The organism is Belliella pelovolcani (assembly GCF_900156785.1).
GTDB lineage: Bacteria > Bacteroidota > Bacteroidia > Cytophagales > Cyclobacteriaceae > Belliella > Belliella pelovolcani.
The window spans coordinates 156,782-181,397 of the sequence record NZ_FTOP01000003.1 but is presented as its reverse complement, the minus strand read 5'-3'; the positions used below and the strand labels follow the sequence as shown (position 1 = coordinate 181,397).

Annotated in this window: 28 protein-coding genes; 12 read left to right on the top strand and 16 right to left on the bottom strand. The window is 38.6% G+C overall.

Translation table 11 applies throughout. The features are described from left to right. Positions 1 to 278 precede the first annotated feature (278 nt). Positions 279 to 1,397, top strand: a complete 1,119-nt coding sequence (gene ald, locus BW935_RS04880) for an alanine dehydrogenase (RefSeq protein WP_076499087.1) — start codon at positions 279 to 281, stop codon at positions 1,395 to 1,397. 65 nt (positions 1,398 to 1,462) lie between these two features. Here ald and BW935_RS04875 read toward each other — a convergent pair whose 3' ends face one another. Genes BW935_RS04875 through BW935_RS04865 form a run of 3 tightly spaced genes read right to left on the bottom strand, consistent with a single transcriptional unit; the run spans position 1,463 to position 4,318 of the window. Further along, positions 1,463 to 2,092 carry a DUF6992 family protein gene (locus tag BW935_RS04875; protein ID WP_245802638.1) on the bottom strand — a complete coding sequence of 210 codons (630 nt, stop codon included), beginning with the start codon at positions 2,090 to 2,092 and terminating at the stop codon, positions 1,463 to 1,465. A gap of 4 nt (positions 2,093 to 2,096) precedes the next feature. Next, positions 2,097 to 2,768: a LysE family translocator gene (locus BW935_RS04870; RefSeq protein WP_076499084.1), complete on the bottom strand. Its 672-nt coding sequence runs from the start codon at positions 2,766 to 2,768 to the stop codon at positions 2,097 to 2,099. After that, on the bottom strand, positions 2,765 to 4,318 hold the full coding sequence (locus BW935_RS04865) for a GH3 family acyl-acid amido synthetase (RefSeq protein WP_076499083.1): 1,554 nt from the start codon (positions 4,316 to 4,318) through the stop codon (positions 2,765 to 2,767). The genes BW935_RS04870 and BW935_RS04865 overlap by 4 nt, the downstream gene beginning before the upstream one ends. Positions 4,319 to 4,366: 48 nt before the next feature. Between BW935_RS04865 and BW935_RS04860 the strand changes: the two genes are divergently transcribed. The 5 genes from BW935_RS04860 (at position 4,367) to BW935_RS04840 (ending at position 8,625) form a co-directional block, all read left to right on the top strand. Then, positions 4,367 to 5,032, top strand: coding sequence for a YggS family pyridoxal phosphate-dependent enzyme (locus BW935_RS04860; RefSeq protein WP_076499081.1), 666 nt, complete (start codon positions 4,367 to 4,369; stop codon positions 5,030 to 5,032). Between the two features lie 103 nt (positions 5,033 to 5,135). Next, on the top strand, positions 5,136 to 5,525 hold the full coding sequence (locus tag BW935_RS04855; protein ID WP_076499080.1) for a DUF423 domain-containing protein: 390 nt from the start codon (positions 5,136 to 5,138) through the stop codon (positions 5,523 to 5,525). Further along, positions 5,522 to 6,838 (top strand): D-alanyl-D-alanine carboxypeptidase/D-alanyl-D-alanine-endopeptidase, encoded by a 1,317-nt coding sequence (locus tag BW935_RS04850; protein ID WP_076499078.1) that lies wholly within the window; start codon positions 5,522 to 5,524, stop codon positions 6,836 to 6,838. Before BW935_RS04855 ends, BW935_RS04850 begins: the two co-directional genes overlap by 4 nt. 29 nt (positions 6,839 to 6,867) lie before the next feature. After that, on the top strand, positions 6,868 to 7,905 hold the full coding sequence (locus BW935_RS04845; protein WP_076499453.1) for a S66 peptidase family protein: 1,038 nt from the start codon (positions 6,868 to 6,870) through the stop codon (positions 7,903 to 7,905). Between the two features lie 6 nt (positions 7,906 to 7,911). Further along, positions 7,912 to 8,625, top strand: coding sequence for an SGNH/GDSL hydrolase family protein (locus BW935_RS04840; protein WP_076499076.1), 714 nt, complete (start codon positions 7,912 to 7,914; stop codon positions 8,623 to 8,625). A gap of 108 nt (positions 8,626 to 8,733) precedes the next feature. Here the strand turns inward: BW935_RS04840 and BW935_RS04835 are convergent, their stop codons facing one another. The 3 genes from BW935_RS04835 to BW935_RS04825 form a co-directional block, all read right to left on the bottom strand. Then, positions 8,734 to 9,135 (bottom strand): hypothetical protein, encoded by a 402-nt coding sequence (locus BW935_RS04835; protein WP_076499074.1) that lies wholly within the window; start codon positions 9,133 to 9,135, stop codon positions 8,734 to 8,736. A gap of 148 nt (positions 9,136 to 9,283) precedes the next feature. After that, positions 9,284 to 9,673, bottom strand: coding sequence for a DUF1573 domain-containing protein (locus BW935_RS04830; protein ID WP_076499073.1), 390 nt, complete (start codon positions 9,671 to 9,673; stop codon positions 9,284 to 9,286). An 87-nt stretch (positions 9,674 to 9,760) separates the two neighbouring features. Next, positions 9,761 to 11,212 carry an ATP-dependent DNA helicase gene (locus BW935_RS04825; protein WP_076499071.1) on the bottom strand — a complete coding sequence of 484 codons (1,452 nt, stop codon included), beginning with the start codon at positions 11,210 to 11,212 and terminating at the stop codon, positions 9,761 to 9,763. A gap of 26 nt (positions 11,213 to 11,238) precedes the next feature. Here BW935_RS04825 and BW935_RS04820 point away from each other — a divergent pair, with 26 nt between their 5' ends. Genes BW935_RS04820 through coaD form a run of 4 tightly spaced genes read left to right on the top strand, consistent with a single transcriptional unit; the run spans position 11,239 to position 13,676 of the window. Next, positions 11,239 to 11,739 (top strand): NUDIX domain-containing protein, encoded by a 501-nt coding sequence (locus tag BW935_RS04820; protein ID WP_076499069.1) that lies wholly within the window; start codon positions 11,239 to 11,241, stop codon positions 11,737 to 11,739. 55 nt (positions 11,740 to 11,794) lie between these two features. Beyond that, positions 11,795 to 12,376 carry a hypothetical protein gene (locus BW935_RS04815; protein WP_076499067.1) on the top strand — a complete coding sequence of 194 codons (582 nt, stop codon included), beginning with the start codon at positions 11,795 to 11,797 and terminating at the stop codon, positions 12,374 to 12,376. A 2-nt stretch (positions 12,377 to 12,378) separates the two neighbouring features. Next, positions 12,379 to 13,209, top strand: coding sequence for a DUF3822 family protein (locus BW935_RS04810; RefSeq protein WP_084565815.1), 831 nt, complete (start codon positions 12,379 to 12,381; stop codon positions 13,207 to 13,209). An 8-nt stretch (positions 13,210 to 13,217) separates the two neighbouring features. Next, entirely contained in the window at positions 13,218 to 13,676 is a 459-nt protein-coding gene (gene coaD / locus BW935_RS04805; RefSeq protein ID WP_076499066.1) for a pantetheine-phosphate adenylyltransferase, read from the top strand. Here the strand turns inward: coaD and BW935_RS04800 are convergent. Continuing rightward, the gene (locus tag BW935_RS04800; RefSeq protein ID WP_076499064.1) at positions 13,664 to 14,350 is read right to left on the bottom strand and encodes an NUDIX hydrolase; all 687 of its coding nucleotides are present in this window, start codon (positions 14,348 to 14,350) and stop codon (positions 13,664 to 13,666) included. The genes coaD and BW935_RS04800 overlap by 13 nt on opposite strands. Before the next feature lie 117 nt (positions 14,351 to 14,467). Between BW935_RS04800 and pyrE the strand changes: the two genes are divergently transcribed. Beyond that, a complete protein-coding gene (gene pyrE / locus BW935_RS04795) occupies positions 14,468 to 15,112 on the top strand; it encodes an orotate phosphoribosyltransferase (RefSeq protein WP_076499062.1) in 645 nt (214 codons plus the stop codon). Between the two features lie 65 nt (positions 15,113 to 15,177). Here pyrE and BW935_RS04790 read toward each other — a convergent pair whose 3' ends face one another. After that, positions 15,178 to 15,891, bottom strand: coding sequence for an SIMPL domain-containing protein (locus BW935_RS04790; protein ID WP_076499056.1), 714 nt, complete (start codon positions 15,889 to 15,891; stop codon positions 15,178 to 15,180). A gap of 184 nt (positions 15,892 to 16,075) precedes the next feature. Between BW935_RS04790 and BW935_RS04785 the strand changes: the two genes are divergently transcribed. Beyond that, positions 16,076 to 17,359 carry a serine hydrolase domain-containing protein gene (locus tag BW935_RS04785; RefSeq protein WP_175606639.1) on the top strand — a complete coding sequence of 428 codons (1,284 nt, stop codon included), beginning with the start codon at positions 16,076 to 16,078 and terminating at the stop codon, positions 17,357 to 17,359. Positions 17,360 to 17,477: 118 nt separating this feature from the next. Here the strand turns inward: BW935_RS04785 and BW935_RS04780 are convergent, their stop codons facing one another. The 8 genes from BW935_RS04780 to BW935_RS04745 form a co-directional block, all read right to left on the bottom strand. Then, positions 17,478 to 18,326, bottom strand: coding sequence for a prephenate dehydrogenase (locus BW935_RS04780; protein WP_076499048.1), 849 nt, complete (start codon positions 18,324 to 18,326; stop codon positions 17,478 to 17,480). A gap of 3 nt (positions 18,327 to 18,329) precedes the next feature. Next, positions 18,330 to 19,481 (bottom strand): pyridoxal phosphate-dependent aminotransferase, encoded by a 1,152-nt coding sequence (locus tag BW935_RS04775; protein ID WP_076499046.1) that lies wholly within the window; start codon positions 19,479 to 19,481, stop codon positions 18,330 to 18,332. Beyond that, on the bottom strand, positions 19,481 to 20,299 hold the full coding sequence (locus BW935_RS04770) for a prephenate dehydratase (protein WP_076499044.1): 819 nt from the start codon (positions 20,297 to 20,299) through the stop codon (positions 19,481 to 19,483). Before BW935_RS04770 ends, BW935_RS04775 begins: the two co-directional genes overlap by 1 nt. Then, a complete protein-coding gene (locus tag BW935_RS04765) occupies positions 20,299 to 20,706 on the bottom strand; it encodes a type II toxin-antitoxin system VapC family toxin (RefSeq protein WP_076499042.1) in 408 nt (135 codons plus the stop codon). The genes BW935_RS04770 and BW935_RS04765 overlap by 1 nt, the downstream gene beginning before the upstream one ends. Next, entirely contained in the window at positions 20,691 to 20,930 is a 240-nt protein-coding gene (locus tag BW935_RS04760) for a hypothetical protein (RefSeq protein ID WP_076499040.1), read from the bottom strand. The genes BW935_RS04765 and BW935_RS04760 overlap by 16 nt, the downstream gene beginning before the upstream one ends. Before the next feature lie 85 nt (positions 20,931 to 21,015). Next, complete coding sequence (locus BW935_RS04755; protein ID WP_076499038.1) at positions 21,016 to 22,233, bottom strand: 3-phosphoshikimate 1-carboxyvinyltransferase; 1,218 nt, start codon at positions 22,231 to 22,233, stop codon at positions 21,016 to 21,018. Positions 22,234 to 22,261: 28 nt separating this feature from the next. Next, positions 22,262 to 23,293 (bottom strand): 3-dehydroquinate synthase, encoded by a 1,032-nt coding sequence (gene aroB, locus BW935_RS04750; protein WP_076499036.1) that lies wholly within the window; start codon positions 23,291 to 23,293, stop codon positions 22,262 to 22,264. 25 nt (positions 23,294 to 23,318) lie between these two features. Next, positions 23,319 to 24,419, bottom strand: a complete 1,101-nt coding sequence (locus BW935_RS04745; protein WP_076499035.1) for a chorismate mutase — start codon at positions 24,417 to 24,419, stop codon at positions 23,319 to 23,321. Between the last annotated feature and the right edge of the window lie 197 nt (positions 24,420 to 24,616).

The following is a 24,616-nucleotide window of genomic DNA, read 5'->3' as shown; positions in this document are numbered from 1 at the left end:
TATTCTTAAAAACTCGTTTTTTCTAAATTTATAAAACACTAAAGTCTTGAAAAACCAATGGAAATTGCAATGCTGTAATCATGAAAAAAATCTTCAAAATTTTCAATGTTTAAAACCTCTTTTTTGAAATTATATTAAGAATAAGCTTTAATAATAAAATTAAATTTCATTTAGAAAAGGATTTCATACTTGAATCAAAAAAGTATATTGAATTTCAAAATGGAATGCTATGCAGTTCTTATATTTGCCGCAATTATTCTAACCCAAATTTACGAGACATGATAATAGGTGTTCCAAAGGAGATTAAAAATAACGAGAACAGGGTAGCATTAACCCCTGCGGGAGCTCAAGAGCTTGTTAAGAGAGGTCATTCTGTATTTGTTCAACATACTGCGGGAGAAGGTAGTGGTTTCACTGATGATCAGTATACAGAAGCTGGTGCTGCAATTCTTCCTACTATTGAAGATGTATATGCCATCGCAGAGATGATCATGAAGGTCAAAGAACCTATCGAGCCTGAGTATAAATTGATCAAAGAAGATCAATTGTTATTTACTTATTTCCATTTTGCTTCGTACGAGCCTTTGACCAAAGCGATGATTGAAAACAAATCAGTCTGTCTTGCTTACGAAACAGTTGAGAGAGCTGATAGAAGCTTACCTCTACTGGTGCCTATGTCTGAAGTGGCTGGTAGAATGGCTGTTCAAAAAGGAGCTAATTACCTTGAAAAGCCACTTGGTGGAAGAGGAATTCTTCTTGGTGGAGTGCCAGGAACGCTTCCTGCCAAAGTCATCATCCTTGGAGGTGGAGTAGTTGGTACTCAGGCAGCTTGGATGGCTGCAGGTTTGGGTGCTGATGTTACAATCATGGATGTCTCTCTACAAAGAATGAGATACCTTTCTGATGTCATGCCTGCCAATGTCAAAACAATGATGTCTAACGAATACAACATCAGAGAAATGATTAAGGATGCTGATTTGATCATAGGGGCTGTTTTGATCCCTGGTGCAAAAGCACCGCACTTGATCACTAGAGACATGTTGACCGATATGAAAAAAGGTGCTGTATTGGTGGACGTTGCTGTGGACCAAGGTGGATGTATCGAAACATGCCAACCAACTACACACGAAAACCCAACGTACGTCATCGATGACGTTGTTCACTACTGTGTGGCAAATATGCCAGGAGCTGTACCTTATACTTCTACGCTAGCATTGACTAATGCAACCCTTCCTTATGCTATTCAATTGGCTGACAAAGGTTGGAAAAAAGCTGCCCAAGAAAACCCTGAGTTGGTACCAGGTCTTAATGTCATCCATGGTGATATCGTCTACAAAGCAGTAGCAGAAGCATTCAACTTAGATTATGTGCCAGTAGAAAAATACTTAGCTGACTAAGATCTAATTCATACAAAACCAACACAAAAGCCTCTCGACTCACTTACGAGGGGCTTTTATTTTTTTTAAAAAGTAATCAATAGCCCGATACAATTCGTGGTCACTCCTACATGATTCATGATATCAGGAAGTTCTTTACCATGAAAGTTGTGAAAGGCAAATTTGATTGCATCAAAACTCATCAAAAAGACACCTTGTAGGATGACGGATTTCCCAAAACCTTTGAATTGATCATTTTCTAATCTCCTACCACGCTCTAGCAAATACAAGCCTCCAGCCATATAGGCCACATCCAAAGCTGCATTGACAAGTAAAATCTTTTCTATGCTTTGTTGCGCCCGCATGGACTCCCAAAATTCACCACTCGGAACTTCCCGAGTCGCGGAGTAATACCCAAATCCAGCAATGGCAAGGTTGACTGTATTCCAATACATGTTCATTTGATGAAAAGCACGTGTTTCTCCCGATGTTCTGCCCGCCATCACTCCACCTAGCACCATATTCCCAACAGCCCAAGAACCCAAGATTAACATGCCTGATCGATTGTAATCAATCCTTTTTTGATTGAACTCAACCAATCCTCGAGGCTCTGTCTGAGCAGATACAGGATTAGAAATATATAAAGCTGTCAATAGGATAAAGAGTATCAACAGACGCTCCTGGTTTTTAGAAAATGTCAAACTTGCTTTCATCATCAATTTAGAATTTTAATCCATCCAATGCCATAGTCACTTCTTTCAATGCTTGATGCTTTTCGTAAGCAAACAAGATCAACCTGACACCAAAGAATATCAATACAACAGCAACTACCCTATTCATGTTTACCATAAACTTTGGTGTAACGAAAGGCTTGAGTTGCTTGGCTACAAAAGCTTTGAGAAGATCAATCAAAAATACTGTCAGCAAGATGCCCACATAGTACAAAAATACATCTACCGAAGTAAATTCATCTTTGAGACTTACCAGTCCTGCGATCGAAATCCAAAATAACAAAACGAAAGGATTGACCCCATTGATGCTGAATCCTTTGAAAAAAGCGGACATTTTCTTTGGCTTGATCATGTCAATACCAGCTGAATTAGGTCTTTGTACTGTCTTTTTGAAAAAAGTACTCACACCAAAACCTATCAGAACCAAAGCCCCTCCATAGCCGAGGAAAACTTCAAAGTATGGATTCTGAGCAAAAGCACTCACACTGAAATAGGTAATGACCACATATATCAAATCACTGAGAAAAATACCCGTTGCCAAAACAGCCGTATTTCTAAACCCCGCAGCAATTGAATTTTGGACTAGGGTAAAGAATACAGGTCCAATCATCGCTGAGAGAATAAGTCCCATACTCACTCCTTCCAATAAGGCCTGAATCATACGATTTCTATGTGGTTTGCTTGAAGAAAACTGAGCCAAGACTTCATTTTGTCTCCTTTCAGCACTCTTGGAAATTTATTCTGACCCCCTTCTTTTCCTTCCGATTTCATCCATGCATAGAAAAGCGCAGATGGCACTTTGGTCAATTTAACCTCCTTCAAGGCATGCCTACGCTCTACGATATAATCATCATTGAGCACTTTAAGATTCTCATCTATTTGTCGCATAATTTCTCCTTGATCCACTTCATCCTCTGTCCCTACAAACCAATGATGCATAAACAAACTACCATGCGGCAAGCCTAGAACGGTAAACTCTCTTATGCTGATATTCATGGACTCCTCCACCATATTGATGGCTCGATTCATATTATCCACAGAGAGATGCTCTCCACAGAGACTTAGAAAATGCTTTGTTCGTCCAGTGATGATGATTTCATTTTCTTTTTTGGATACAAACTTGATCGTATCTCCGATCAAATAGCGCCATGCTCCCGCACAAGTTGAGATCAATAAAGCATAATCTTTCCCCTCCTCTACTTGATCAATTGAGAGCGCCTTTGCTGCTGCTCTCAATTCACCATCTTCATCGAAATTCTCCTCGTTGAATGGAATAAATTCATGAAAAATCCCATTATTCAACACCAAACGCATGGAAGATCTATCAGGGAAAGCTTGAAAAGCCAAGAACCCTTCTGAAGCCAAATAAGTCTCCATATAGATCAGTGGTTTGGCCAGTAGCTTTTCAAAACCTTTCTTGTAAGGCTGAAAGGACACCCCACCGTGAACAAAAATCTGTAAATTAGGCCAAATATCATGAATAGACTTCAATTGGTAGCGTTCGATGATTTTCTCCATCAGAATCTGTAACCAAGCAGGAACGCCCACGATGATACCAATATCCCACTTGGGCGCATTGGCTACGATTTGATCTAGCTTTTCTCCCCAATTTTTGTTTTTGGAAATCATCTTGCCTGGCTTATAAAACCGCTGAAACCATATCGGTAATCTTCCCGTGGTAATCCCACTCAAATCCCCTGAAAAGTAGGTCCCATTGAACTCCAAATCCGTACTCCCACCAAGCATCAAAATCCCTTTGGTAAACAAGGAATTTGGCAAATCATATTTAGACAAAGTAAGGATTTGTCTGACACCTGTTTTCCTAATCGCTTTGACCATGTCTTTGGAGATGGGAATATATTTGGATGCTGCCCCTGAGGTTCCTGAGCTCAAAGCGAAGTACCTGATGGCACCAGGCCAAGTGATGTTTTGCTCTCCATCCTTGAGCCGGTGCCACCATTCTTCATAGATTTTGTCATAATTATAAATGGGCACACGGCTAGAAAAAGCAACATAAAAATCATCGCCCTCCGCTTTGAATGACTTCAAAATGGAATCGAACTCATACTTCATTCCCATCTCTGTCTTGACAGATTTGATCAGTAACTTTTTGAGTACATTCTTTTGAAGCTCTATTGGCGCACTATATTCTTGCTCCAAGGATTCACGTAATCTGATGCCATTTTTTAGCAATGTCCCTAAGATAGCCATATCTTTGTTTACCTAGTTTGGTTATGTAGAAGTATCAAAGTTAAAAGAATGAATATTAAAGAAAATTTAATCGAGATAAAAAACACCTTCCAGAATTCTGATTGTCTCTTGGTAGCTGTGAGCAAAACTAAACCTATCAGCCTGCTTCAAGAAGCGTATGATGCTGGCATCAGGGACTTTGGGGAAAATAAGGTACAAGAATTAGTAGAAAAACAAGAGCAATTACCAGCTGACATTCGTTGGCACATGATTGGTCATTTGCAAAGAAATAAAGTAAAGTACATCGCTTCATTTGTTCATTTGATTCATGGAGTAGATTCTTTCAAACTCCTCAAAGAAATAAATAAACAGGCTAAAAAAGTAGATAGAACCATCTCTTGCCTGATTCAAATGCATATTGCTGAGGAAGATAGTAAGTTTGGTTTTGATCAGCAGGAGCTTGATGAAATGCTACAAAGCATAGAAATCCAAGAATTGTCAAATGTGAAAATCATTGGTTTGATGGGTATGGCGACTTTTACTGATGATGAATCACAGGTGCGCAAGGAATTTCGAGGGCTTAAGCATCTTTTTGACAAACTAAAAAGTCAAAAACTTCCTGATAACTTTGAGCTTAAAGAGATCTCCATGGGTATGTCTGGTGACTACTTGATCGCACAAGAAGAAGGAAGTACCATGGTCAGAATAGGCTCAGCAATCTTCGGGTCTCGCTGATTTTAAAATTGAAAGATTGAAAAATTTAAAAATTAACCAAATCCATAAACAGGACAGGTACTTTAATCTTATAATTTTCTAATTTGTAATTTTCCAATTGTCTATGAAAAACAAACACATTCAAATCGCAGCAATACTGGGAGCTTTGGCGGTGGGGATTGGCGCTTTTGGGGCACATGGCTTAGCTGAGCTTATAGCTAGACATGGGCGTACAGAGACTTTTGAAACAGCTGTGAAATACCACTTCTATCATACCCTTGCCATCTTAGCAGTCGGAATCCTTCAAGCTATTTTTCCTGATAAAAAACATCTGGATAGCGCTGGCTTTCTTTTTCTAGTTGGAATTTTGATTTTCTCTGGATCACTTTACGTCCTTTCACTGACTGGTATCACTTGGCTTGGCGCCATCACGCCTTTGGGTGGAGTAGCCTTCATTCTGGGGTGGATATTTCTATTTCTTGCTGGAAAACCATCAAAATTTGAGAATCTATGAAGTTGAAAAAGCTTTTTACATTCATATTTCTATTTTCATTTATTTCTTTCGCCAGTGCTCAGCAACAGGATGCACTTGAGGATAGTATACGCAATCGGTATTTTCAACTACATGCATTACTTGGCCCAAACACTTTTTTTGACAATCATTTGACTGGATTTATGCTTTATGACTTAGATAGTCAATGGGTGCATTACGAAAAAAACAGCCATATGAATTTCATTCCAGCTTCTACCACCAAGCTATTGACGTTTTATGCTTCTCTGGTAGTTCTCAATGAAAAAACGAACACTTTCAGGTACACTGTCCAAGGAGATGAAATCACCATCTGGGGATCTGGTGACCCTTCTTGGAAATATAACCTACTACCTCAACCTAAGATAGAGGATTTTCTTAGAACATATAAAAAAGTGAAATTCTCAGCTGCCAACTGGAATGATACCTCCTTTGGCTATGGTTGGCAATGGGATGATTATTACTTTGCCTATTCAGCAGAAAAATCACCTCTACCTATCTATGGGAATATTGTGACATTTAGAAATGTGAATGGCCGACCTCAATCGATGATTCCTGGATTTGAAGTTCTTTCTAGAAATGTCAATGGCAACCTTACCACTGTAAGAAGAGATTTTCATAGCAATACTTTCTTTTACAATCCTAGGACATATACCAACCCAGGCCCTATCCTACCCTTCGTGACCTCCCCAGAGCTGACAGTTGACTTGATGCGCAATATCCTTCAGAAGCCAGTGGAGTTGGTGGATACACCACTTCCAAGCAATGCTCAGAAATATCAAGGAGGTACCATGCAGCCACTATGGAAAGAGATGCTACAGGAGAGCGATAACTTCATCGCAGAACAGATCATGCTAATGGTAAGTGATGAGCTGTTTGGTGAACTCAATACAGAAAAAGCCATAGATCATATCCTCAAAAAACACCTCAGTGATCTACCCGACACTCCTAAATGGGTAGATGGATCGGGACTATCTCGCCACAACTTGGTCACTCCAAGAAGTATGGTTCAGCTCATTGAAAAACTTGACAACATCATGCCAAGACAGCAACTCATGCGTCTTTTGCCTCAAGGCGGTATCAACGGTACACTTAAAAATAACTACAGAGCTCCAAGACCATATATATTTGCTAAAACAGGCACCATCAGCAATAATCACGCACTTGTAGGCATCATCCGTACCAATAGCAATAGACATTATGCCTTTGCATTTATGAACAATAATTACTTGAATTCCGCTTCTGAAATCAGAAGGGAAATGGAGAAAGTTCTGGTCTTTATACGAAACAACTACTAAATTTCAGCCTTACCAATCTTAGCTCGATGATGAATAAAAGGAGTTTTATCAAATCCCTGGGACTTGCGATAGGAGCTATCCCCTTGCTATCTCTAGATCAAAAGCCAAAACAATCAAACACTACCCTCTTGCCCAAGGCCATCAATAAAGGGGATACTGTTGGATTGATCAGTCCTTCTGCAGCCACAGCAGAGCGCATTCAATTCATGTTTGCACAGGAAGCCTTGGAAGCTCTAGGTTTCAAGGTCAAGCTAGGTACAAACCTAAAAAATAGACGGGGACACCTTGCGGGAACCGATGAAGAGCGAGCAGCTGACCTCAATGGAATGTTTGCTGACCCTGAAGTCAAAGCAATCATCTGCATCAGGGGAGGCTCAGGAGCTGCGAGGATCCTACCATTGATCGACTATGAGCTTATTAAAAAAAATCCAAAGCCAATTTTAGGCTATTCTGACATTACTGCACTACACAATGCAATCCACGCAAAGACAGGGCTGATCACCTTCCATGGACCTAATGGAACTGGTAGTTGGAACAACTTCAATGTGGCGCAGTTTGATCAAATATTTTTCGACAAATCCCTCCCGACCTTTGAAAATGAAATATCCAAAGGAGATGATTTGGTCATCAAAAACAACAGAACGATCACCATGCAGTCTGGAACTGTAGCTGGCAAAATACTCGGAGGTAACCTGACTGTTTTGACAGCGCTGTCGGGAACACCCTATCTCCCAGATTTCAAGGATGCGATACTATTCCTAGAAGATATCGGTGAAGATCCTTATAAAATCGACCGAATGATGAGCACATTAAAGCTCAACGGAACATTGGATCAAATCAAAGGCTTTGTATTTGGTCAATGTACTGATTGTACACCATCAGGTGGTTATGGTTCCTTGACTTTAGATGATGTATTGGATGACTACATTCTACCACTTGGAATTCCAGCTTACAAAGGTGCAATGATTGGCCATATTCCAAAGCAATTTATAATCCCAGTTGGTGCCCAAGTCAGACTTGATGCAGATGCAGGCACATTGACATTAATAGAACAAATCTTTCAATAAATCCTAATGAAAAAAATCTTTACTGCAATTGCGCTGCTGCTTGTATTAGGCCAATGGAGCTGTATATCCAGTCAAAACATTTCGAAACAAAATCAAAAAATGAATTCTAAAGAACTAACATATTTGGCACTTGGAGATTCTTATACCATTGGGGAGGGAGTTGAGGACAAAGACCGCTATCCGCATCAGGCAGTGGAGATGCTAAGGCAAAAGAACATTTTTTTTTCTGAGCCAAAAATCATCGCCACCACTGGCTGGACAACAGATGAATTGGCCAAAGGTATTGAAATAGCAGAAATCGATGGGAAAACTTATGATTTGGTCACTTTGCTAATTGGTGTGAACAATCAATACAGAGGAAGACCTGTAGAGAATTATCAAGAGGAGTTTCGAGCCCTTTTGGAAGGCGCAATCACTTATGCAGAAGGGGATAAAAATCATGTAGTCGTGCTATCCATCCCGGACTGGGGAGTGACGCCTTTTGCAATCAACCGTGGTTCAGACCAAGAAAAGGTGACTCGTGAAATCGATGAATATAATCTTGCCAAAAAAACGATCTGTGAAGAAATGGGAGTGGCATATATTGACATCACTGATCATTATAGAATCCATGGCATGAAGCAAGAATCAGTTGTTTCTGATAAATTACATCCAAGCGGCTTGATTTACAAATTTTGGGCAGCACAATTGGTTGGGTTTGTTGAGAAGATGGGATTTTGAATCGTAGCGACTAGTTAATCCTACTTTATCACATTAGCGGAATACACCAAACCTGGTAGGTTTAATCGAATTGAACTTTTAGAAAACCTTACTTTCTAGAAGTTTACTTTACTTCTTTCTTTGAAGAAAGCTTGTTTTTGGGTTGAACATATTGCCTGTGAATTTCCCAAGAAACCCTCCAATAATGGCAGGAATAAAGGCAATCAATCCACAAATAACTAGCTCAAAAGGAGCAAGATTATGTGATGTACCATCCCAGAAAGTGATATCATATACTATTCTGCAGACAACAGCTAGGATGATTCCTATTGTAACAAAACTAGCGATTTTGATAGGTTTTCTCTTTTTATACAATGACATAAACAATGAAGCCAAGAATGCCCCAACTCCAATAATCAGATATATGTTAATTCCAAGTATATATAGATCGTTGTATGGTTGAAACCAATACCCTAATCCACCTATCAGGAACCCGCCTAAGACCATTTTAATAACAGATTTATCTTTCATATAAATCAAATATAAACATATATATTTTTATACAAAATAACCAAATTAAATAAAAATATATTTGGCATTAAATCAAAAATAATTTGGAGTTAGGCATAAAAAAAGCAGACCCTTGAGGAGTCTGCTTTTTTTATGATTTTCTATACCATTACTTTCCTTTAGGAAGTACATTAGAGATTAATGATACTTTCTCGATTGGTTCAGAAGCATTTGAATAGACTCTTACTACAGAGTTCTGCTTACCCATCTTTCCAGCAGAGTTGAAGACCACTTTCATCTCTCCCTTTGCACCAGGAGCGATAGGAGTCTTAGGCCAGTTTGGAGCTGTACAACCACATGTCACAGCTACGTTGGAGATCACCAAAGGAACATCACCTGTATTTTCAAAAACAAAAGTATGTTCTACCTTATCACCTTGGGTAATATCCCCGAAATCGATAGACTTTTCTTTAAAAATAATCTCAGCACCTTTTTTCTCTTGGGCTTGAACTGCAACTGCAAACAGCGCCATTACCATGATCAATACTAACTTTTTCATTGCTCTAAGTTTTAATTTATTCTTTGTTTTCTATATGCTATTTTAAAATCACTCAATCAACTATTCTCTAATTAACCAAATGACTAATCAATTATCTTCTAGTTCACTCTTTTCCCCATTAAGGTAAAACCTTGGATGAAAGTTCACCATAAAGAGTTCTTTTTTTGCCCTAGTAACTGCCGTATACAGCCATCTGATATATTCTTTGTCCACTTGCTCTTCGGTCAGGAAGCCTTGATCTACAAAGACCGCATCCCATTGACCACCTTGAGACTTATGACAAGTCAAAGCATATGCAAATTTAATTTGCAAAGCCGAAAGATAAGGATCTTTTTTGATCAATTCCATCCTTTCTCCTTTGTTGGCAATATCTGCATAATCTAGCGCTACTTGCCTATATAGTTCTCTATATTGCTCCACACTCAATGCTGGTGTTGGGCTATATATAGTATCTAAGATAACTTTCGCTTCAAAGTTTGGCTCTTCTGGGTAATCTATCAGTCTCAATTCTAGCGTTGCAAATCTCAAGCCATAAAGTTCTTCAAAAGACCTGATTTTGGCAACCTCAGCAAAATCTCCATTTGCTAAGAAATTCACCTTCTCAGAATCAGCCATGTAGGTGTAATTGTTTTTGACAATCATCAACAAATCTCCTGCGCTGATTTCCTCATCAAAAAAATGAATAGTTTGCCGGATATATTGATTATACTGAACAGCCATTTTATTGGAGCGAGTGATGATAGTGGTATGCTCCACGCCATATTTTTGGTAGGCATAGCGTAATCCATCCTCAAGACGTTCTCCTGTCATTTTGAAAAAATCCTTAAACCCTTTGGTATAGAATCCTATCATTGGTTTTTCCTTAACAACTTGCTGACGGAGTAAAGTCGCATTGTATAAAATCCCAGAATCTAACTGCTGACGCATCACTTCTGTCAATTCAATATCGTCTGTTTGTAATCGAAAATTTCTAATCAAATAGCTCTTATCCAATGCAGGGCTTTGTTGGCTACCTACGGGAGGAAGCTGTGCAGTGTCACCTACTAGCAATAACCTATTAGTAGATTCCTGAAAGACAAAATGTATCAAATCTCTCAACAAGCTTCCCGCTCCATCGTCTGCCAGCATGGACGCTTCATCGACAATGAAGAGTGTGTTTTTATAATAATTTTTCATCAACTCAAAGCCCATTCCTGATTCTGGTACCGCATCCTTGGGCCTGTAGATGATTTTATGAATCGTAAAACCTGATCTCCCGCTGTAATTTCCCATAACTTTAGCAGCTCTGCCAGTAGGCGCCAATAGCATTGCTCTCATTTGCAACCTTGGGAGAACTTTCACCAAAGCAGAAATCAAGGAAGTTTTCCCAGTACCTGCATAACCTCGAAGTATAAAAGTGGAAGTTGCATTTTGGCCATTCAAAAAGAATTGATCCATTTTCAAAAAAAACTGCATTTGACCAGAAGTAGGCTCGTGAGGAAAATTTCTTTGCAGCAGAATGGATGGCTTAACTTTGACTTGCTTATCTTTATCGTCCATAGAATTACGAATCTAAGTCTAATAAGATGAATTTAGAAAAAGAAATTGAAGATAAGTTTGGGGGAAGGCTTAGAACACGCGTCAATGGGATTCTGATTCAAGATGATCACATCTTGATGATCAAACATAAAATGGGAAATGACAGGTTTTTCTGGAATGTCCCAGGAGGCGGAATGAAATATGGCAGTTCGGCAGAAGAAAACCTCAAGCGGGAATTCATAGAGGAAACTGGTTTAGAAATCAGGGTAAAGGACTACTTGTGCACTTATGAATATTTACACTCGCCACTGCATGCCGTAGAATTATATTTTGAAATTGAAGCAATAGGTGGAAACCTAAGAATGGGAAAAGATCCAGAACTCTCCGACGAACTACAATTGATCACGGAAATCGGGTTTCTTAACATCGATAATCTTGCGCTCATCAAAAATTCTGAGAAACACAGGCTGTTTTGGGGAATAAAATCGGTGAATGATGTGAGAAAATGGAAAGGATATTTTAATTTTGAGAATAATTATCTAAAATAGCACTTTATTAGAAACACCATCAACCTTATTTAGTAGATTAAATCAAGCCAAAAAAATGACGTTAACTAGAATTTTATCTATTGTCTTCTTACTAGGTGCATTAGGCCTAGGTTACATGCTTTATGACAGCGTAGACAGCGTAGTGGAAGCAGAAAAGGAAATCGCAAGAACTGAAGCGAGAATCATCGAAAAACTTCAGATGCTCAGAGATGCTCAGATTGCTTACATTGCCTCCAATGGTGAATATGCTGGTAACTGGGAAGACCTAAAAAAATTCATCGAAGACGGTGAAATCTGGTTGGTTCAAAGAAAAGAGACCACCAAACTATTGGAATATGGAAAAGAAGAAACCACAGTTACCTTTGATACCCTTGGTTCTATAGGTGTAATGGATTCTTTATTCAATGAAAGAAAATATCCTAACTTCAACCTTGAAGCGCTGAATGTAGTGCCAGGTTCAGGTGGAAAGACATTTGAATTTTTTGCTGACAAAGTTGAAAGAAATCAAAGGGAAATTCCGGTATTCGAAATCAGAGATCCTGACCCAATCAATCCTAAAAGAAGATTGAATAATAAGGAGAAAGCGCTGAGAGTAGGATCTAGAAATGATTCATCTACTTCAGGTAACTGGGAGTAATCTTGGCTAACACCGTAGAAAATATCCGAGAAAATATTTACAGCGATAAATTTGATATCAATATGGTGTCAAATTTATCGCTTTTCTTGTTTGGCGAAAAGTTTATTCTACTTGCCAAAGATGCCAATGAAGAGATTTCAGCCATTCATCAGAAGTTTTTTGCAGATTTGAACTCGCTCCGATTTGTATTAGAGAGAGATAAACTCTACAAGCTTCCTGTTAAGACTAAGGTATTTATTTTCAATCAACAATATACTCTAGTCCCCGGATTGGTATTTGACGCTGAGCACTTGGATAAATACCTGTATTTTAATGCTCCTCAAAAAGAAGCTCAAAGTCAAACTTTTACTGCGTTGGATAGCAACAACATCTATCTGACGGCCGCTTTTGAGTCAGCGCTAATAGATATATTATCAAAAGATGGCATAGAGACTTCATTTTACCATGGAAGTGCATCTTTCTTGGCATATACTCTCAAGGATAAAAGCAGCTACATCAACCAAGAGGTTTTCATCAATACTCATGGCCAAGAAAGCTATGTTGCAGCATTCAAAAATCAAGAGTTGGTCAATTTTAATGTTTATGAAACTGAAGAAAAGGATTCATTGATCAAGTATGTTTTTGGTGTCATTTCACAACTAGGATTTGATAGGAAATATTGTAGAGTCACTGTATTTGGTGATTTTGAAGGTTTAGAAATTGATCAGGAATTTGGAAGTCTTTATTTTAAGAACTTCATCTTGGATCAACCTAAAGCTAACCAACAGTATTTGAGTGGTGCAGAAATTTTCCGTAATTCAAATCTTTTTGAAGCCTTTTGGGAGTTCAAATAAAAATAGACATGGATAAAAAAATCGCCATATTCCCTGGGTCTTTCGATCCTTACACCAACGGCCACCATGACATCGTAATGAGAAGTCTTCAGCTTTTTGATAAAGTGGTAATAGGGATTGGTTATAATTCGTCCAAAAAGAATCGTTATTTCGATATTGACTTGATGGTTTCCAAAATCGAAAGTGTCTATGAGGGAAATGAGCGAGTAGAGGTGGTAGTTTACAATGAACTCACATCATCATTGGCCAAGCGAATCGGTGCTAATTTCTTGGTGAGAGGGCTAAGAAACACAACTGACTTTGAGTACGAAAATACGATTTCTCAAATGAACAGAAATCTAAATGAAGATTTGGAGACAGTATTTTTAATCACCTCTCCGGAATTTGCTGCCATCAGCTCCACCATCATTAGAGATGTGCATAGGTTTGGTGCGCCGATTAATATGTACCTGCCTTACGAGGTCTGAACCTTAGGTACCATTTTCAAAAAACGCTTGTACAGATACCTCATGGAGGGGTAAGAGTTGACAAGGGCGACCTTTGCCTCTTGATGACTGAGCCATTTGATATCTTCTATCCCTTCTTCTGTCTGAGGTTTCATCTCTTTGTCATTGAGGTTTTCCATCGCATACCAATAAGTCTTTTTAAGGATACTTTTCCTGTTTTGAGTATAGGTATGCCAAGTTTTACAAATTTCTGGGCCTAGCTTCACTTTGATGGCACATTCTTCCTCTACTTCTCTGACAGCACATTGAGGAGGAGTTTCTTTTTTTTCAAACTTACCCTTTGGCAAATCCCATTTACCAAGTCTATGAATAAAAAGTACCTTATCGCCTTTTGTCACTACCCCACCAGCGGCTTTGATGATGGTAAATCTACTTTTGATAAATTTCTTAAGCTCGTCTTTATCCTTTGTTACCAATACTACCGAGTCTAGATTTTTCAACTTTCTGGTGCGTAAAAGGTAGAGAAGCTTGATGATGATATCTTGAGAAGGGTTAGTGATCAAGACATCATCATGAAAGTCCACCGAGGCTGGAAGATCCTTAGGGTTTTCATAAATGCATTCAAATGTCCTGTCAACAGGCAACTCTTCGGGTGTCATTATATCCAAAGGCTTGTCATTGATAAAAATCTTCATCTCTAGGGATTTTTTCTGGTTCAACCCAGCGGGTTTAGATAGCTTAGCAGGTCAAATTTGCACAAAAAAAATCATCCTGCACAATCCCCCTTCCTTTTTATCTACTATTTTTGAGGCATGAAACTATTCGACAAATCAGTAGCAGCTACCATTGCAGCCAAACTACTCGAAATTCAAGCCATCAGGCTACAACCAGAAAAGCCCTTCACTTGGGCATCAGGATGGAAATCACCAATTTATTGTGACAACAGACTATCCCTCTCCTATCCAGCAGTCCGCTCTCTGATCAAAGACAATTTGGTCAAAGCTATACAAGAAAACTTCTCTGGAGTAGAAGCGATCGCTGGTGTTGCCACTGCAGGAATTCCTCAGGGTGCTTTGCTTGCAGATGCTTTAGGGTTACCATTTGTATATGTAAGATCCAAGCCTAAAGGTCATGGGATGGAAAACATGATCGAAGGTAAGGTCACACCAGGCCAGAAAGTAGTAGTGGTAGAAGACTTGGTCTCTACAGGCGGGAGCTCGTTGAAGGCTGCTAAAGATCTATTGAATGCTGGATTTGAGGTAATGGGTATGGTGGCAATTTTCACCTATGGATTTGATGTTGCAGTTGAAAATTTCAAAGAGGCCGGAATCGAGTTGATTTGCTTGAGCGACTATTCAGCCATGCTACCACAAGCCTTGGCCAATGACTATATTGATGACGAAACACTCGCTTCTCTTGTAGAATGGAGAAGAGACCCAAGTACATGGGGTAAATAAAATCAAATTCAAAAATATTGAAGAATAAATAGAGCCAGTCTGATGCAGACTGGCTCTATTTATTTCTATTTATCAATGAATGTAAAACTCACATTGACTCGATCACTGAGAGTTTGTTCTTGAGGGTTGAAGGTAGGCTCTACCCTATCATCAGCTGTGGCCTTGACCATCATAGATTCCATGCGGTATTCCATTGGTTGAAAACTTGCGCCAGAGCTATAATTCACCTTATAAACTCTGATGGATTCTATCCCCATAGTTTTGGCAATGATATCTGCTTTCCTCTGGGCATCCTGAAGCGCTAGCTCCAAAAGTTTTTCTTGGTAAGACTTTCTTTGCTTTTCTGAGATCCCAAAACTTACATTATAGCTAAGATCAGAGGATGTGCTAATAGCTTCTATCAATTTCACCAAATCCCTATCCGTATTTTGGACAATGACTTTTATATTTTGACTAGCTACATAACCACTATCTTTAGAGCTTCCACGCGTATAAATTCTATTGATATTGACATAATAATTATCAACTATGAATTTATAGTCCTTTACCCCAGTTTTTTTCAAAGCATCCTCGATGGCTTTTGTTTTCTTATTTAATGCATTTGTTGCGTCTGCCACTTTCATTTTCAATTCTCGAACATTCATCTGAATGGTAGCTTCGTCAGGCATCACTTTGATTTCACTTGCTCCATCCACGTCAATGGAAGGGATAGTCTGTTGCTGCGCCACAACTAGTGTCGCTAAGAGCATAAGGGGAAGTAAAAAGAGTAAGTTTTTCATAGATCTCATATTTTTTAATTTGATTTTGGCAGGTCAAATCCCAAGCCACAAAAACTTAATTATTGTTAATTCCTTCTTTTGACTTCATATTTGAGGAATTATGATAAATTTAATGCTAAGTTTTGACCAAACCATAACCATGACGAGGCTTTATCTAAGAATGTCTCAAAAAAACGCTAGCAAAATGAAAAAAAATCTAGTCTTAATCATTTTGGCTTTTTTAAGCCCTTTAGTTACTCAAGCACAGTATTCTTCTGCCTCTTTTACTACAAAAAGTACCGAAAGAATCAATCTTGATTCTCTGAATCAAATAGGACAGTTACTACTTGAAGCAATTGACAATGAATGGATTGCTGGAGCTGTAGCTTTGGTAGCGGTGGACGGTGAGGTCGTGTATGAAAAAGCATTTGGATACAGAAACATTGCTCAAGAGATTGCCTTAGAACCCGAAGATATTTTCAGAATGGCTTCCATGACAAAGCCCATCACTTCTATTGCTATTTTAAAGCTTTACGAGGATGGCAAATTGAACTTTGATGATCCTGTGTCAAAGTATATTCCTGAGTTTGCTAACCCTCAAATCTTGGTTGATGTCAATCCTCTTGATTCAAGCTATACGACTAAGCCTGCCACCAGAGAAGTTACGATTCATGATTTATTGACTCATACTTCTGGGATTTCTTATGGTTTTGCAGACACCTTGATGAATAAAATCTATGCTAAAGCAGGAATCATAGATCTAACTACTTTGAAGCCTATCAAAATAGAAGAAAGTATCGCTAAACTTGCAAAACTACCCTTAAAGCACGAGCCTGGTGAGAAATTCACTTATGGACTCAGCATCGATGTATTGGGTAGAGTGGTTGAAGTAGCATCAGGACAATCATTTGATCAATATTTAATAGAAAATATATTTGATCCTCTTGGGATGAATGATACGAGATTTTATTTTGATGACGAGGCTCAGGCAGCAAGACTGACTACCATGTACGCCAATACTAGAAGGGAAGCCTTGATAGAATTTCCTGAAAACCCAAATGCTAACATGTCGGCATTTTTCCCAATCAAAGGGGCTAAGACCTATTTTTCTGGTGGAGCTGGCTTGAGTTCTACTGCACAGGACTATTTCAAATTTTGCCAGATGGTGCTCAATGATGGAGAGCTTAATGGGCTTAAGATTTTGAAAAAAGAGACTGTAGCCTATGCAAAAAATAATCAAATTGGAGAATTGAGAATGGGCAAAGATCACTTTACTTATGGCTATCAAGTTGTTCCTGAAGATGGCGATTTGCGCTTTGGGAGGTTTCATGGAAAAATCTCTTGGGGAGGTGCTTTCCAAACTACATTCTGGATAGATCCTGTAAGAAACTCAGTAGCCATACTGCTTACACAAATGTATCCTTCTTATCATCAACAAAAACTCTATGGCCCCTTTGAAAAAATCGTGAATGGGTCGTTTATAGATTAATTTACTTTAAGAAAATCAATTTTTTAACACGCCCATTTGTTTGAAAACCCTCTTGTAAAGCATGATAATCTAGGTCCACTGACAATAGTGAGCTGTTGTCAGTGGACGATATTTTTCATCATTTCCCCAAATCAAGAATATCTCCAATTTTGTTGATTTTGTGCATGTCGGAAGCTAAGCCTTCATAATCATCAGCAATGATCTTATCCCTGAATTTTGAAAGATTAGAGATATATAGACTCAAAGCTTCCAAGATATTGTTTTTATTTTCTTCCATGATCGGAGCCCACATTGCTGGGGAAGATTTTGCTAATCTAACGGTGGATGCAAATCCCGATCCCGCCATATCAAAGATGTTTCTTTCATCTTCCATTTTATCCAATACAGTCTTTCCGAGCATAAATGAAGAAACGTGAGAAAGATGCGACACAAAGGCTAGATGTCTATCATGTTCCTCAGCATCCATAAATCTCAGCTTCATATTAAGTGCTTCCAAAATATCATAAGCCATCCCCTTGAGATGCACATCAGTCAATTCCATTTCACAAATGATAAAGACTTTCTTGTCCAAAAGATCAGCTTTGGCTGCCTTAGGTCCTGAATACTCTGTTCCTGCAATAGGGTGACCTGATAGGTATTGCGCCCTCTTCGGATGATTGGCCACAGCCTTACAAAGTTTTGATTTTGTAGAACCAAAATCTATAATTAAAGTATTTGAACCAATCTGGTTCAGATATTTGAGCAATAAGCCCGTGAGGGTATTTGCAGGTGTAGCAAGCATGATGACATCTGTATCAGCATCAGGCTCTTCACATGCTTCATCTATAATACCCAACGTCAGTGCATCTGCTTGATTTTTTGCGTTTGCATCATATCCTGTAAAAATAAGGTCTGGCTTAGCTTGTTTTAAAGCTAATGCAAAGGAGCCTCCCAATAGCCCTAGCCCTACAATGTGTATCTTTTTCATTTTTTAAATTGATTTAATTCTTTCAATTGCCTCTCTTATTTGTACTTCCGGTACACACAAAGAAAAACGTACATAACCTGCTCCATTGCTCCCAAAAATGGAACCTGGGGTGATGAAAATATATTTTTCACTCAATAGCCTGTCTACGAATTCGATTTCTGATTGATTATTTTTGATTTTAGCCCATACGAACATTCCCACAGCACCTTTTGACACATCGAGATCTAATAGTGAAGCTAATTCCAAAATCAGCATTTTCCTTCTTTGATATTCCTCATTCAAGCCTGTATACCAACCTTTACCTAATGAAAGTGCTGCAATAGCCCCTCTTTGGATTCCTAAGAACATCCCTGAATCCATGTTACTTTTCACTTTGAGTACTGCATCGATCAGATCTGCTCTTCCTGCTAGCCAACCTACACGCCAGCCAGCCATATTTGCAGTTTTACTCAATGAATTGAGTTCTAAAGCGATTTCATGTGCTCCACTAATTGAGAGTATGCTTTTCGGTTCATTTTCTAAAATAAAGCTATAAGGATTATCATTGACTATTAAAACATCATTCTCTAACCCAAACTGAATGATCTTCTGAAATAATTCCTTGCTTCCTCTAGACCCTGTTGGCATATGCGGATAATTGACCCACATGATTTTCACCTTAGTTAAATCTAAAGCTTTCAAGGCCTCAAAATCTGGCTCCCAATTATTCTCTTCCTTAAGATCATAGGCAATGGCATGAGCCCCAGCCAATTTGCATGCTGCTGCGTATGTCGGGTACCCAGGATTGGGAATCAGTACTTCATCACCTTCATCCAAAAATGCCATAGAGACATGAACAATACCCTCCTTAGATCCCATCAATGGAAGAATTTCTGAATCAGGGTTGAGTCTTACTTGATAATGATCTTGATAAAATTGACCAATTGCTTCCCTCAATGCTGGAATACCTTGATAGCCTTGATAGCCATGTGCATGCTTGCTCGAGGCAGTAGTATTCAGGGCTTCGATCACTGAACGATGTGGTGGCAAGTCTGGGCTACCTATACCCATATTAATTACATTTTTCCCTTCAGCCTTGAGTTTTGCGACTTCTTTGAGTTTTTGGGAAAAGTAATATTCCTGTACATGAGCCAACCTTTTTGAAAACCCCTTCATCACTTCCTATTCACGTATTCTCCAAAAACTTTTACATCACCAAATTCTTTTTTGACAACTTCTATCACAGCTTGATAAACCTTATAATCATCAAACTGCAAATCAATAAAAAACGCATACTCCCAAGGCTTGTCAATCACCGGGATGGATTGAATTTTACTTAGGTCTAATTCACTTTCACTGATAACTGTCAAGAGCCTTGCAAGGATACCCTTTTCGTTTTTCATGGTTACCTTGATAGATGCCTTGTTTGGTTTGATAAATCCCAAATCCAAAACTGGCTTTTGTAAAATAATAAACCTCGTGAAATTGTCTTTGACAGTCTGAATATTTTCGGCCAAAAGCTCTAATCCATAGATTTTAGCCGCAGTCTTACTGGCTATTGCTCCCACATTTTTGATTCTTTCGTCCCTAATTCTTCTTGCAACCGATGCAGTATCTATATCATCTATCAATTTGATTTGAGGGTATTGCTCAAAAAACTTTTTGCATTGTAACAATGCCATTGGGTGTGAGCGAACCTCTGTAATATCTGCTATACTTTGACCTTTCAAACACATGAAATTGTGAGAGATCGGTAAGTAATATTCATCTTTAATCGTCAGATTATAGCGGTCTATCAATTCATAGTTGGGTAAAATTGCCCCAGCAATAGAGTTTTCAATTGCCAGCACCCCAAAATCACAGGCTACTTGACTGACACATCTGGCTACTTCTTCGAAAGTTCTGAAGCCAATAATTTCAGCATCTTGTCCAAAGCAATTGATGGCTACTTGATGGTGAAATGATCCGGGAATTCCTTGAATGGCTATTTTCATTATTGCTGATTATTATCTGAAAATAAAAGCTCTAATCCCGATATTCTCTCAAAATGTTTTTTATTAATTGAGGCAAAAGGTCTTTTAAAACGCATGGCAGTAGAAGCAATAAATAAATCAGGGATTGCTATTTGCTTATTGATCTTTTTTAGTAATCTATGAATCTCAACAGCCTTTTTTGCTGATTCACTGTCAAAGGGTAAGACGTTAACATTTTCAAATAATTGATCCCAAAATTGAGATTGGTTTTCATTTATCCCATATCTAATTTCGAATTCGGTGATCGAAGAAATTTCAATCTCATCAAATTCTTCAAGGAGTTGATTTAAAAATGTTTTATCTCGATCTTTCTTTCTGAAAAAATCTAAAAGCACAGAAGTGTCCAAACAAATTATTCGTTTCTCCATGATATAATTATTCTTCTAGCCTCTTGAATTTTTTCAATCTCCTCTTCTGAAATCACAGGAGCATTTTTCAAAAGTTGCTTTAGATTATTTTTCTCTTTTGAAATTAAAGATCTTTCATGTGACACTTCGTTCACATACCTTCTTACAGCTTCGAATTGCTTAGGGGATAGTTTATTCAACAATTCCTTTATTTGCTCAAATTTAAGATTAACTGAAATATCCATACTTAAAGATACGTAAATCTGTTATTAAAGATAAATTAAACTACGAAGAGGATGACTCTCTCCCATAGTAGCATGGCAATTAGTTTTAAACATTACAGTCTTGCAATAGTCCAACATGCTTCCAAAAACTCGGGTAGGATTTATTGACCACCTCAGGATCTTCTATGATTACTTTTGTTTTGGTCATCAAAGGCATAAAAGCCATCGCCATCCTGTGGTCATCGTAAGTGTGAATCTGTATTTCAGCAGGAATTTCAACAGAAGGAATTAAAGTAAACACTTCATTCGCTCCTTCTACTAGTTGTGCATTGAATTTTGCCAACTCTTGTTGTAGCGCAAGTATCCTGTCTGTTTCCTTGATTCTTAAACTTTCTAAACCTGTAAACTCCGTCTTCTGACCAAGAATTGCACAGGTCACTGCTACAGTTTGAGCTAAATCAGGGCAATGTGTGAAATCCCAAGACTTCAACCCTTTCACTGGCTGCTTGGTGAGGCGAATACCTTCAGAAGAAAATTCACTTTTGACTCCTAGGCTATCCATGATTTCCACAATCTTACTGTCACCTTGAAGACTATTTTCTTTGAGACCTCTTAGAAACAACTCTCCTTCCTCTGCACAAGCTAATAAACTGAACCAATAACTCGCCCCAGACCAATCTGATTCTACCGAAAAACTTGTTGGTTGATAGGATTGAGGCGCAACGACTATGATATTGTCTACCCAGGTGTAAGTAATTCCAAACTGAGCCATCAATTCTAAAGTCATTTCAATATAAGTCCTAGACCCAACTTTCCCTTCTAATTCCAATTCCAATCCTTGAGGCAGCATTGGGCCTATCATCAATAATGCTGATACATACTGACTACTCACATCACCCCGTACTTTGATGTGCTTAGTTTTCTGTCCCTTGAATCCATGAATAGCAAGTGGCGGATAGCCTTCCTTGTTCATATAATGAATCTCAGCTCCTATACTTCTCAGTGCATCTACCAAAATCCCAATAGGTCGCTCACACATTCTGGCAGTGCCTGTCATTACCTTGTTTTGGTTGGTAATGGTGGCATAAGCTGTCAAAAACCTCATCGTGGTACCAGCATCTAATACATCATATACAGGTGGATTACTTTCCAATAACCTAATCATGGTCTGTGTATCCCTGGCCTCTGCCAAGTTACTGATTTGATTATCTCCAGCCGTCAACGCATCGATCACCAAAACCCTATTGCTTTCGCTTTTTGAAGAAGGCAATGGGATTGTGGTTGATTTGAATTTCGATAATTGTGGTAAAATTTGAATTGTCATTTTTGAGTGAAATAGGCTTGAAATATGCTTAAAGCGATCGATAGTATGTTATGGCTTCTTCTATATCCTCGAGGCTGCAGATGATATTGTAATCGCATTGCCCGATTTTTCTAAGTAAAGAGAAATTAATTCTATCAGCATCATTTTTCTTATCTTGACTACAAAGGGAAATAATCTCTGTCACATCAGCAGGTGGAACATCTATTCTTCCATATACTTCCAAAAGGAACTCAGAGATTTGATTCAGCTCCTCAACCGTAAGCCCAGACTTTTTATGTGAAAGAAATGCTTCTGTGATCATTCCTATGGCAATCGCCTCTCCGTGAAGCAGGTGACGAGCCGTATCTAAATAATAAGATTCAAAAGCATGACCAATGGTATGTCCAAAGTTGAGTATTTTTCTCAATCCAGACTCCTTGGGGTCTTTCTCTACGACTTCCTTTTTGATACTAACTGATTTCTCAATGATGGTTTTCCAGTCTTGATTTTCCCAATCTTGAGATTTCATACAGGAAAAGTAATCTGCATGCTGAATCAACCCATGCTTGATCACTTCTGCATAGCCAGATCTCAATTCTGCTTGAGGAAGTGTTTTGAGGAACTCATCTGAAATCAATACCGCAATAGGATCTGTAAAGACACCGATGTGATTTTTGAAACCATTGAAGTCTATTCCCAACTTCCCACCGACACTTGCATCAACCTGAGACAACAATGTTGTCGGAATATTAACAAAAGGAATTCCTCTCTTGTAAGTACTAGCACAGAACCCTCCCATATCTCCTGTCACTCCGCCACCTAAATTGATGATAAGTGTCTTTCGATCAAATCCACAATCAGTCATCCACTGCCATATATTTGTACAAGTGTTTAAATTCTTGTGCACTTCACCAGCTTCAAAAGCAAAGTGTTTGTGGGCAGGAAGCTTTTCTGCGATGAGTGGATAACAATACTTTTCGGTATTGCTATCCATGATGATACCTAACTGAGTATACACTTGTCTGCTTAGAAAGCTGACAAAGTCATTCTGAATGGAACTTGAAAATATGACTGAATCCAATTTTATGCAGTTTTTTTTAACAAATCTAAGCTTTCTTAACAGGATCTGCTTCTCTCAATTGTTTTTCTTGTCTTTTTACAGATTCTTCATGAATACAGTACAGTAATTCCTTCATGAATTTTTCACTAAGATTCTTCTGAACTCCCTTTTGAGTCCTTGATTCCATGACATATTTCCATCTGTCAGATTGAAATACCGTGAGATGATTTTCTCTTTTGTATGCTCCAATCTGGTCAATCATAGCAAACCTTTCTTGCAATAAATCGAGCAACTGATCATCTAAATGATCTACAGCTAATCGAAGATCATTGAGTCTTTCTCCTGGATTTTCAGACTCCCCTGTATTCTTAAAATCTATTTGAGCTAGGATTTGCTTCAAAGTAGCAGGGGTAACTTGTTGCTTTGCATCAGACCAAGCGTTATCTGGATCATGATGCGTCTCAATCATCAATCCGTCTAAGCCAAAATTGATCGCTCGCTGGGAAGTCTCAAGAATGCCAGCTCTATTGCCTACGATGTGACTTGGATCATTGATCACTTCCATTCCTTTCCATTCTCTTTTCAGGTGGATAGGCATGGACCAGTTTGGTTTATTCCTGAACCGCTTGTCGTAAGAATCCGAGAAACCTCTGTGGATAGCCGCAAGCTTATTGATACCGACTGATTGCAATCTTTCTAAAGCCCCTAACCAAAGTTGAAGGTCCGGATTCATTGGATTCTTGACCATGACAGGAATATCTACACCTTTGAGAGCATCAGCGATTTCTTGAACAGCGAAGGGGTTTACTGTAGTCCTTGCTCCAATCCAAAGTACATCAACCTTATGCTTTAGCGCAAGCTCTACGTGAGCAGCGTTTCCCACTTCTGTAGTGATAGGAATGTTCAGGTGATGTCTGACAATTTCCATCCATTTCAATCCATCTTCTCCGATTCCTTCAAAGCTTCCTGGTCTAGTCCTTGGTTTCCAGATTCCAGCTCTGAAAAGGTTGGGAATCATATTTTCATTTTTCATATCGAGACATACTCGCTCAATCTGTTCGGGTGTCTCAGCGCTACAAGGCCCTGCAATGATGACATGACCTTGTAGTCCTAGTCCCCAGTCTTTTGTTTGTAAGTGATTTTCCATGAGTTTAAATTGGTTTGAAAACAAAAAAGCCCGACTCTGTCGAATCGGGCTTTTTTGCATGTATGATTAAATTATTTATTTATCTAGCAATAGGCAGCTCCGATTCGACCTTCAGGACGAAAGTAAAAGTAAAAGAAGGTAAAATATATAACGGCTGCGATTAACATGCTTCAAATGTAAAGGGTGATTTTTTAAAA